Annotated in this window: 10 protein-coding genes; 3 read left to right on the top strand and 7 right to left on the bottom strand. The window is 69.2% G+C overall.

Going from position 1 to position 10,323, the window contains the following annotated elements:
- Both AC1DHD_RS09760 and AC1DHD_RS09755 read right to left on the bottom strand, forming a co-directional pair.
- Positions 1-279: NusA N-terminal domain-containing protein (locus AC1DHD_RS09760; protein WP_476879520.1), on the bottom strand; the 279-nt coding region annotated here is incomplete at its 3' end.
- Complete coding sequence (locus AC1DHD_RS09755; RefSeq protein WP_476879519.1) at positions 279-893, bottom strand: ribosome maturation factor RimP; 615 nt, start codon at positions 891-893, stop codon at positions 279-281. The genes AC1DHD_RS09755 and AC1DHD_RS09760, both read right to left, overlap by 1 nt.
- Before the next feature lie 145 nt (positions 894-1,038).
- On the opposite strand from AC1DHD_RS09755, the gene AC1DHD_RS09750 reads away from it, so the two are divergent.
- The 3 genes from AC1DHD_RS09750 (at position 1,039) to AC1DHD_RS09740 (ending at position 4,080) form a co-directional block, all read left to right on the top strand.
- Positions 1,039-2,118, top strand: coding sequence for a DUF4439 domain-containing protein (locus tag AC1DHD_RS09750; RefSeq protein WP_476879518.1), 1,080 nt, complete (start codon positions 1,039-1,041; stop codon positions 2,116-2,118).
- 142 nt (positions 2,119-2,260) lie between these two features.
- The gene (locus AC1DHD_RS09745; RefSeq protein WP_476879517.1) at positions 2,261-2,992 is read left to right on the top strand and encodes a VIT1/CCC1 transporter family protein; all 732 of its coding nucleotides are present in this window, start codon (positions 2,261-2,263) and stop codon (positions 2,990-2,992) included.
- A gap of 20 nt (positions 2,993-3,012) precedes the next feature.
- Positions 3,013-4,080, top strand: a complete 1,068-nt coding sequence (locus tag AC1DHD_RS09740; RefSeq protein ID WP_476879516.1) for an aminoglycoside phosphotransferase family protein — start codon at positions 3,013-3,015, stop codon at positions 4,078-4,080.
- Here the strand turns inward: AC1DHD_RS09740 and AC1DHD_RS09735 are convergent.
- From AC1DHD_RS09735 to ispG, 5 genes are all read right to left on the bottom strand, one after another.
- Entirely contained in the window at positions 4,077-5,483 is a 1,407-nt protein-coding gene (locus AC1DHD_RS09735; RefSeq protein WP_476879515.1) for a pyridoxal phosphate-dependent decarboxylase family protein, read from the bottom strand. The two genes, AC1DHD_RS09740 and AC1DHD_RS09735, sit on opposite strands and share 4 nt — an antisense overlap.
- An 84-nt stretch (positions 5,484-5,567) precedes the next feature.
- Entirely contained in the window at positions 5,568-6,362 is a 795-nt protein-coding gene (locus AC1DHD_RS09730; protein WP_476879514.1) for a sulfite exporter TauE/SafE family protein, read from the bottom strand.
- A gap of 20 nt (positions 6,363-6,382) precedes the next feature.
- Positions 6,383-8,188, bottom strand: a complete 1,806-nt coding sequence (locus tag AC1DHD_RS09725) for a proline--tRNA ligase (RefSeq protein WP_476879513.1) — start codon at positions 8,186-8,188, stop codon at positions 6,383-6,385.
- Positions 8,189-8,565: 377 nt separating this feature from the next.
- Positions 8,566-9,477 carry a GNAT family N-acetyltransferase gene (locus tag AC1DHD_RS09720; protein WP_476879521.1) on the bottom strand — a complete coding sequence of 304 codons (912 nt, stop codon included), beginning with the start codon at positions 9,475-9,477 and terminating at the stop codon, positions 8,566-8,568.
- A partial coding sequence (ispG, locus tag AC1DHD_RS09715; RefSeq protein ID WP_476879512.1) for a flavodoxin-dependent (E)-4-hydroxy-3-methylbut-2-enyl-diphosphate synthase occupies positions 9,440-10,323 on the bottom strand: 884 nt, incomplete at its 5' end. The genes AC1DHD_RS09720 and ispG, both read right to left, overlap by 38 nt.

Raw genomic sequence — 10,323 nt, 5'->3', positions numbered from 1 at the left:
CTGCAGGATGATCTGGCGCGCGGTGCTCGCTGCGATGCGGCCGAAGCCGGCCGGGGTGTCCTCGAACTCGCCGATGGGTGCGCCGTCGTCGTCGATCTCGGTGGCCCAGATGGTCACGTGGCCGCTCTTCCGGTCAAGCTCGGCGCGGGCCTTCTCGAAGGCCCCCGGCGTCTTGTGATAGGCCACCAGCAGGGCCTGCTCGATGGTCGGAATCAGGAGGTCCAGCGGGATTTCACGCTCACGCTCCAGGAGTCTCAGTGCGCTCATGTCAATATCCATTAGGCCTCCTCGGAAGGTCCATTGTCGTTCTCCAGACCGGCCTCTTCGAGGTGGCTGAACTCTATCTCGACTTTTCCACTGCGGATCCTGTCGAAAGGAAGTTTGATGGGGTCGCCCTGTTTGGGCTTCATCCCCTTTTTGACGGGCAGTTCGGGAACCAGGGTCACCCCGCCGTCGTCCACCGCCTGGATACGGCCGGTGACGTTGTCGTCCTGGATGACGTTCACGGTCACAAGCCGGCCGCGGGCGCGGTGCCAGTGCCGTTCCTCGGTCAGCGGCCGCCCGACGCCGGGTGAGGACACCTCGAGGTCGTAGGGGCGCGAGTCGGAACCGGGATCGTTGTCCAGGGTGTCCGAGAGGGTCTTGGAGATCTCTGCAATGACGTCCAGGCTGACGCCGCCGGTCTCTTCCTGCGGAAGGTCCACCACCACATGGACCACCCGGTTGGCGCCGGCAACGTGGATGGAAACGTCTTCCAGGTACAGCCGGTTCGCCAGGACTGCGGGCTCCAGGAGCGCGTAGAGGCGCTCGGCTTCCAGATTGTGCGCGGGGGCGGCGTCAGCCTTCCCCGTCCCGGTCCGGTCTGTCGAAGTCGTGGCTTCTGCGTTGGTCATGATGCCGCCCGCCTCCCGCTAGATGATGTTGTGTCTACTAGCCTAGCGATATTCCCGGGGCCATGGTGCACTTCAGTTTCCTGCCGGCATGACAACATGGTCTGTTGTGAATGAGGACAGCAGGGAAAAACTTAGGCGGGTCAGGGTGCCCCGGCACCTGCCCAGGGTTGCCGTCCTGGTCTGCCTCGCCCTGGTGGTGGTGAGCCTGGGCCTGGTGTTTCGCCCCGGGAATCCGCCCAAACCGCCGGAAGCGTCCATTTCCCAGCGTGCCCGCGCCGCCGCCCTCGCCGACGCCCAGCACTTGCGGACCCTCGGCCAACAACTCAATGCCCCCTCGTCCGCGCAGGGCCGCCCCGCCGCTTCCGCGACAGTGCTGCCCTCCATCACCCGCACTGTGAGTTTGCTGACAACGCAGGCCCGTGCCCTCCTGGGCTCCGGACCGGAGACCGCCCCGGTGGCTACGGGATCCCCGTCCGCTTCCACGGCGACCCAAGCACCGGCACCCGCCACCGTGCCCCGGCTGGCTGCGGAGCTGGCCCGCAGCGGTCAGCAACGGCTCGCGGACGCGGCGACCGCCGACGGCGGAATGGCCAGGCTGCTGGCCGCCGTCGGGACGGGCCAGCTGCTGCAGGCCACGTCGCTCGCCGCCGCTGCCGGCATCCCGGATCCGGCACCGGCCGGTGCGGCCCCGGAGGCCGCGGCACCGGCACCGGCCGCCTCCTGCCCCGCAGACTCGGCATCGCCGTCGGCCGCTGCCAGCGGAAACGACGGGACCCCTGCCGGCAGCGCCGACCTGTCCGGCGCCCTCGCGGCGCTGATCCGCACCGAGCTGGAAACCGTGTACGACTACCAGGTGGCGTTGACCCGCCTTGACGGCGCCGCGGCGACGACGGCGGCCGGTTACCTGGCGCGGCACGAGGCCCTGATTTCTGGGGCCGAGTCGTGGAGCCGCGCCCATTGCGCCCCGATACCTCCCCGGGAGCCCGGCTACGCCCTGGATCCGGCGTTCCTCGCCTCCCCCGGCCCCGGGCTGGCCGCGCTGGAAACGGCGGCGCTCCCCGCGTACGGCGATCTGGTGGCGTTCAGCGACGGGGCGACCCGGACCTGGGCCATCGCCGGGCTGCTTGACGCGGCGCGGCGGGCCGCGGCCTGGGGCGCCACGACGGATGCGATCCCCGGGCTGGCCGCTGATCCGGGATCGTTCCCCACCCTGCCGGCCGGCTGACACCCGGCCGCATCGGGGCTGATCCCTCGCCGATCCCGGGCCGATCGCTGGCCGATCGCTGGCCGGCGGAGGCAAGGTCCGGCTTACCTTGCTTAGCCTTCCAATACTGGCCAGCCCGGGCCGCCGGTGATTTGCTGTACCCATGGAACTCAGCGGCGCAGCAGCCCTTCATGACAACGAGCCCCACCACAACGACATTGCGCACCGCCTCAACTGGCTCCGCGCAGGTGTCCTGGGCGCGAATGACGGCATCGTCTCGGTCGCCGCGATCGTCGTCGGCGTCGCTGGTGTCACCACGGATTCGGGTCCCATCCTCATCGCCGGCGCCGCAGGCGTGGTCGGCGGGGCCATCTCGATGGCGCTGGGCGAGTACGTATCGGTCAGCAGCCAAAAGGACAGCCAGGAGGCGCTGATCGAAAAGGAGCGCCGCGAACTGGCCGAACAGCCCGAGGAAGAACTGGCCGAGCTGGCCGCCATCTATCAGGCCAAGGGGCTCAGCCCGGAGACCGCCCGCACGGTGGCCACCGAACTCACCGCGCACGATGCCCTGGGCGCCCACCTGTCGGCCGAACTGCACATCGATGAAACGGACATCGTCAGCCCCTGGCACGCGGCCTTCGCCTCCGCCATCGCCTTCCTGATCGGCGCGATCCTGCCCATGCTGGCCATCCTGCTGCCGCCGGAAAACATCCGCGTCCCCCTGACATTCGTGGCCGTCCTTATTGCCCTCGCGGCGACCGGAGCCCTCGGTGCCTGGATCGGGGGCGGGTCGAAAATGAAGGCCGCCGTCCGGGTGGTCATCGGCGGCGCTGCGGCGCTGGTGGCGACGTTCCTGATCGGCAACTGGCTCGGGGCCAGCGGCATCGCGGCCTGACCGGCCACTACGCTGGAGCAATGACCAGTCCAGCCGCCGTTCCGATTCCGCCGGACCTCAGCCGCCGCTACGGCTCGAGCTGCGAGGGACGCGCCTGGCTGGCGTCGCTCCCCGCTCTGCTGAGCCAGTGCCTGGATCAGTGGCAGCTCGCAGCCGACCTGCCCCCGGATGCCCTTCCGTGGAACGGCCACGGCGCAATCGTCGTCCCGGTCCGGCGCTCGGACGGCGTTGCCGCTGCCCTGAAGATCGCCTACCCGCACGAGGAAGCCCTGCTGGAACGCCATGCCCTCGCACTGTGGGCCGGGCGCGGCGCTGTCCGGGTCCTCGCGGATGACCCGGACGCGGGCGCGCTCCTGCTGGAACGGCTCGACGCGGYCCGCTCGCTGCAGGATGTACCCCTGGACGCCGCCGCCGGGGTCTGGGGCGGCCTGATGCGCCAGCTGGGCCTTGTCCCGGATAGCCGGCCCGAATGGCGGGAGTTCGCCCATGTGGCGGCCCGGGCCGAGCAATGGAGCGATGAATTTCCGGAAACCTGGGAACGGCTGGGCCGGCCCTTCCCGCGCTGGCTGCTGGAAGCCGCCCTGGAGGTCTGCCAGACCCGGGGCGCGGTGGGCCGGCGGTCCGGCACGGACGTGCTGGTCCACACCGATCTGCACTTCCTGAACATCCTTGCCCGGCCCGGTTCGCCTGAGCGGTCCGTGGCTGTGGATGCCGCCGGCGGGGAGACCGGAGCCTGCGGCTTCACCGCAATCGACCCGCAGCCCATGATCGGGGAGGCGGAGTTCGCCGTGGCCCCGCTGCTCTGGAACCGGCTGGCCGAACTCCCCCGTGCAGGCGCCGGACCCGCGCTGCTGGCTCGCTGCGCCGAATTCAGCGCAGCCGGTGGCCTCGACGGCGAAACGGCGCGGCAGTGGGCCGTAGCCCGGGAGGTGGACAATGCCCTGTGGTACGCGGCCAAACGCGGCCACGGCGGCGATCTGTCCCGCTCCCTCTGGGTGGCGAGCACGCTCACCGGGAAGACCCTTGAGGGCCTGCCGGTCCCGCAAGAGCTACCCGAGCCGGGCGACGCCGTCAGCCTGCCGGGCTAACTGGTCGGCTGTTCCCGGACGGCCGCCAGTGCGTCGCGGACAGCGTCGACGGCGGTCTCCACGTCGCCGTCGCCGGTGCTCCAGTTGCTGACCGAGATCCGCAGGATGTCCCGGTCCTGCCAGTGCGAGCCGGACATCCAGACCCGCCCGTCGGCGATGATCCGGGCTGTCACGGCGCGGGTGGTGGAGTCGTCGCCGAAGGCCAGCGAAACCTGTGTGTAGTCGACGTCGTTCAGGACCTCCACCCCGTCAACCGCCGCTAGGCGCCGCGCCAGTTCCCCGGCGCGCTGCACCAGGGTCCTGACCTGGCCGGCCACCCCTGCGCGGCCCAGTGACTTCAGCGCCGCCCAGACCGGAACGCCGCGGGCCCGGCGGGAAAGTTCGGGGACGGTCTCGAGCGGATCCCCTGCCCCGTCCCCGGCCCGGATCAGGTAGCTGGTGTGCACCCCCATGGCGGAGCGCAGTGCCGTCCGGTCGCGGACCACAACGATCCCGCAGTCGTAGGGCACGTTGAGCGTCTTGTGGGCATCGGTGGCCCAGGAGTCGGCAAGGTCCATCCCGGCCGTCAGGTCCACGAGTTCGGGCACGGCGGCGGCCCACAACCCAAAAGCCCCGTCCACGTGGACCCAGGCGCCGTGGTCTTTCGCCACCCGGACCGCCTCGGCGAAGGGGTCGAACGCTCCGGAGTGCAGGTTTCCGGCCTGCAGGCAGACCAGCGCGGGGCCGGGTCCCTCCTGCCGGTCCAGTTCCCGCTCCAGTTCGGCCGGAATGATCCTGCCCTGCCGGTCGGCCGGAACCGGGGTGGGGGTGCCGAGCCCGAGGTACCGCAGGGCCAGGTCCACGGAGTCGTGCCGTTCCCTGCCTACAAGGCAGCGGATCCTGGGGGCGCCGAACAGCCCGTCGCGCTCGACGTTCCAGCCGGCGTCGTCCAGCAGCCGCCAGCGGGCCGCGGCCAGGCCGGCGAAGTTCGCCATGGTGGCGCCGGTGGTGAAGCCGACGTCGGACTCCGCGGGCAGGCCCAGCAGCCCGACGATCCAGTTCCCGGCGGCCTCCTCAATCGCCGAAACGGCCGGCGCCGCATAGCGCAGCACCGCATTCTGGTCCCAGGCGCTGACCAGCCAGTCCGCGGCCAGGGCGGCCGGAAGGGTGCCGCCGATCACCCAGCCGAAGAAACGGCCGGACGGCATCGCCATCAGCCCCGGCTCCGCCCGCTCCGCGAGGAACCCGACGACGTCGGCGGCCGGGGTTCCGGTGTCCGGCAAGGGGCCGCCAAACCCGGCAGCCAGGTCGGCCGCCGTCGCCGTGGGGGCCACCCTGCGGCTCGACTGGCTGGCCAGCCAGGCGCGGGCATACCGCACGGCCGCCTCCAAGGCGTCGTCGTAGGGATCCTGGCCGTCAGCCATAGCTGCATGCTACGCCTGACCGCACGCAACCGGGAGGGCAGCCCAGGGGGCTGAGGGCTGACGGGGCTGACGGGGCTGACAGGGTCAGGCGAAGGCGTCGTGCCAGACGTCGGAGCCGAGCTTGATGATCAGCGCGCCGACCACCACAAGGAACACAATCCGGATGAATTTGCTGCCCCGGCTGACCGCCGTCCGGGCGCCAAGGTAGCCGCCGGCCATGTTGGCGGCCCCCAGCACTAGGCCAAGGCCCCACAGCAGCGACCCGTGCGGGAGGAAGAACATCAGGGCGCCGGCGTTGGTGGCCATGTTGACGATCTTGGCCTTGGCACTGGCCTCCAGGAAGGCGTAGCCCATCGCGGAGACCAGCGCGATGATCAGGAAGGATCCAGTGCCGGGTCCGATCAGGCCGTCGTAGAACCCGATCACGGCGCCGATCAGGCAGGCCACCACGTAGTGCCGGTGGCCGTTGTGCCGCAGTTGGGTCAGCTCCCCCACGTTGGGCCGGAACGCGGTGAAGAGGGCGACGGCGATCAGCGCGGCAACAATGATCGGTTTGAACACGCTGGCGGGCAGGTTGGCCGCGAGCACCGCCCCGCCGAAGCTCCCGGCCAGCGCAATCACCGCCATGGGTATGGCGGTGCGCAGGTCAGGCCGGACGCGCCGGTAGAACGTGATGGTGCTGGTGGTGGTGCCGAAGATGGAGCCCATCTTGTTGGTGGCCAGCGCCTGGACCGGGCTGATCCCGGGCACCAGCAGCATCACCGGGAGCTGGATCAGTCCGCCGCCGCCCACCACCGCGTCAACCCAGCCGGCCGCGAAGCCGGCCACAATGACCAGGATGAGCGTGGCGAGCTGGATGGATTCAAGTCCGGAGACCATTCCCTGCAACGCCGGGAGGGTCAGTTGCCGCGGACGGCGTTGACGACGAAGTCGACAGCCTTGTCCACGGCCACGTTCTCGGCTTCGCCGCTGCGGCGGTCCTTGATCTCCACCACACCGTCCACCAGTCCGCGCCCGACGGCGAGGATCGTCGGAACGCCCACGAGATCGGCGTCGCCGAACTTCACGCCCGGGGAGACCTTGGGACGGTCGTCGTAGATAACCTCGAGTCCGGCGGCCTCGAGGTCGAGTGCCAGCTGCTCCGCTGCCGCGAAGATTTCCTCGCCGCGGCCCACGGCGACAACGTGGACGTCGGCCGGCGCGACGGCGCGCGGCCAGACCAGGCCCTTGTCATCGTGGTTGGACTCGGCCAGCGCGGCCACAGCACGGGTGACGCCGACGCCGTAGGAGCCCATGGTAACCACCACCTGCTTGCCGTTCTGGTCCAGGACCTTGAGGTCCAGGGCAGCGGCATACTTGCGGCCGAGCTGGAAGATGTGGCCCATCTCGATGCCGCGCGCGGTCTCCAGGGGGCCGGAGCCGTCCGGTGCCGCATCGCCGGCGCGCACCTCAGTGGCCTCGATGACGCCGTCCCAGCCGAAGTCGCGGCCGGCGACCAGGCCGAAGACGTGCTTGCCGGCCTCGTTGGCGCCGGTCACCCAGGCGGAGCCGCGGACAACCCGTGGGTCCACGAGGTAGAGCAGCTTGGCGGCGCCCTCGGCGCCCAGCAGCGGCGCGTCCAGGGCCAGGCCGGGGCCGATGTAGCCCTTGACCAGGAGCGGTTGCTTCTTGAGGTCTTCCTCGTTGGCGGCCTCCAGCGTGATTTCGCCGGCGATCGGCAGGAAGGCCCCAATGTTGGCTTCGACGCGCTTGAGGTCGACGCCGCGGTCGCCGGGGACGCCGATGACCACCAGCTGCCGTTCGCCGGTGGGCAGCGTCACGGCGAGAACGACGTTCTTGAGGGTGTCGGCGGCGGTCCACTCGCCGCCGTCGTTCCGGGGAACCAGGGTGTTGGCGGCGTCGACCAGGGTTTCGATGGTCGGGGTGTCCGGGGTGTCCCGGACCTCGGCCGCCGGGGCGTTGCTGAAGTCGATCTCGGCGGGCACAACGGTGGTGACGGCCTCGACGTTGGCTGCGTAGCCGCCGGCGGAGCGCACAAAGGTGTCCTCGCCGATCTCGGTGGGGTGCAGGAATTCTTCACTCTTGGACCCGCCCATGGCACCAGCCGTGGCGGCAACCGGGACGACCTCCAGGCCGAGGCGCTCGAAGATCTTCAGGTAGGCGGAGCGGTGCGCGGCGTAGCTGGCGTCCAGGCCGGCGTCGTCGACGTCGAAAGAGTAGGAGTCCTTCATGATGAACTCGCGGCCGCGCAGCAGGCCCGCCCGCGGACGGGCCTCGTCGCGGTACTTGTTCTGGATCTGGTAGATGCTCAGCGGCAGGTCCTTGTACGAGGAGTACAGGTCCTTGACCAGGAGGGTGAACATTTCCTCGTGCGTCGGCGCCAGCAGGTAGTCGTTGCCCTTGCGGTCCTGGAGCCGGAAGATGCCTTCGCCGTATTCGGTCCAGCGGTTGGTCGCCTCGTAGGGTTCCTTGGGCAGCAGCGCCGGGAAGTGGACTTCCTGCGCTCCGATCGCGGTCATTTCCTCCCGGATGATCTCCTCGACCCGGCGCAGCACGCTGAGCCCCAACGGCAGCCACGTGTAGATGCCCGGAGCGGCCCGGCGGATGTAGCCGGCACGGACCAGGAGCCGGTGGCTGGCTACCTCGGCGTCGGCGGGATCTTCACGCAGGGTGCGCAGGAATAGCTTGGAAAGTCGAAGGACCACTGAAAGGTATCCGTTTCTGAGGAAGTGCGGGGGCGGACCGGTAGTTAGGAAAATGTCCAGACACTAATCTACCGCCAAGCCACCGCCGGAAATCCCGCCTGGAATGGGAAGAGCCACGCCATGACACGGAAGCCCCTGGCCGTTTCCGGCTGGTCATCCTGTGATGGCGTGGCCCCTGCGACCCCAGAGCCGCTCTGTCCACGGCTGCCGGTGTACCTGATCCTGCCCTTTCGGGCGGTCCCTGCAGCCAGTGGTTGGTTCATTCCTGAGACCGCTCGCGCCTGCTCAGCGCGGCTAGCTAGAACCTATGTGATCCACGTCGCTAAAACAAGAGTCTCCACCCACATTTTTGTCAAAAGCGGGTGTCAAGAAGGTGTCTAGAACAGGACGGTCGCGAAAGTCCCCACCTGCCGGAATCCGACCCGGGTATAGCTGGCCCGCGCACGGGCATTGAAGTCGTTTACGTACAGGCTGGTGACCGGCGCCAGCGTCTGCGCGAGGACCACGACGGCGGCCATGTAGCCAGCGCTGAGGCCCAGCCCGCGGAACGCCGGATTCATCCAGACACCCTGGACCTGCGTCACCTCCGCTGTTACCGCCCCGAGCTCGGCCTTGAACACCACCTCGCCGTCCGGGCCCAGATGCGCCAGCGAGTGGCCGGCCCGGATCAGGCCCCGGACCCGCCGGCTGTAGTAGTCGCGGCCGCCAAGATAAGGCGAATACCCCACTTCTTCCTCGAACATGGCCGCGCACGCAGGAAGGATCTGGTCAAAGTCGGCGAGCCGACCGAACCCCAACGCGGGATTCGGTTCCAGCAGGGGCGGCCCGGCGATGGTCATCAGGGGCTGCTCGGGACGGAGTTCCTGCGCCGTGTGGCCCAGCTGCTCCAGTGCCGCGTAAAGCGCCAGGACGGCCTCGGCCGGGCCAAAGATGGAGGCGTAGCGCCGCCCGGTCCGGTGCGCCGCCGCAGCGACCACAACGGCCAGATCAGGGTCAAGCTGCACCGGTACCAGGTTGRCCCCGGCCCAGCACGCACCCACCAGGGCATCGCCGTCGAACACGCCGAAGATGCTGGCACCGCCGGCGGTGGGCGACGCCGTCCCGGCGGACTCAAGGTGGGACAGGATGAAGACGTTGGCGATCGCATCCTGGCCGGCAAGCTCCTGCAGGGCGCCGGTGTCCGCGCCCTGYAGGACGCGCACGCCGATGCCCTCGGGAAGGCCCTCGATGGCGCCGGTAGCGGCGCCGTCCTTACGAGACGCTAACCACGGGGCCACCCTGGACAGCATCTTCGCCATCGGACTCCCCCATCTCTTCAGCGAGACGCATGGCCTCTTCGATCAGTGTTTCAACAATCTGGTCCTCGGGCACGGTCTTGATGACCTCGCCCTTGACGAAGATCTGGCCCTTGCCGTTGCCGGACGCCACACCGAGGTCAGCTTCCCGGGCCTCGCCGGGGCCATTCACCACACAACCCATCACTGCGACGCGGAGCGGAACTTCCATGCCCTCCAGGCCGGCAGTGACCTGCTCGGCGAGCGTGTACACATCCACCTGGGCGCGGCCGCAGGAGGGGCAGGACACAATCTCAAGCTTGCGCGGGCGCAGGTTCAGGGACTGCAGAATCTGGTTGCCCACCTTGATTTCCTCCACCGGCGGGGCGGAGAGGGACACCCGGATGGTGTCACCGATGCCACGCGAGAGCAGGGCGCCAAAGGCAGTGGCCGACTTGATGGTGCCCTGGAACGCGGGGCCGGCCTCGGTCACACCGAGGTGCAGCGGCCAGTCGCCTTTTTCGGCGAGCATCTCGTAGGCGGCCACCATAATGACGGGATCGTTGTGCTTGACGGAGATCTTGAAGTCGTGGAAGCCGTGTTCCTCAAACAGGGAGGCTTCCCAGACGGCGGATTCCACCAGGGCCTCCGGGGTGGCCTTGCCGTACTTTTTCAGGATGCCCGGCTCCAGCGACCCGGCGTTGACGCCGATCCGGATGGAGGTGCCGTGGTCCTTGGCCGCCCGCGCGATTTCCTTGACCTGGTCATCGAACTTGCGGATGTTGCCGGGGTTCACGCGGACCGCGGCGCAACCGGCCTCAATCGCGGCGAAAACGTATTTCGGCTGGAAGTGGATGTCCG

The sequence above is a fragment of the Arthrobacter sp. 05L45_2 genome, from assembly GCF_056397525.1.
Note: the sequence above shows the minus strand (reverse complement) of the source record. Positions and strands in the feature narration are given on the sequence as shown.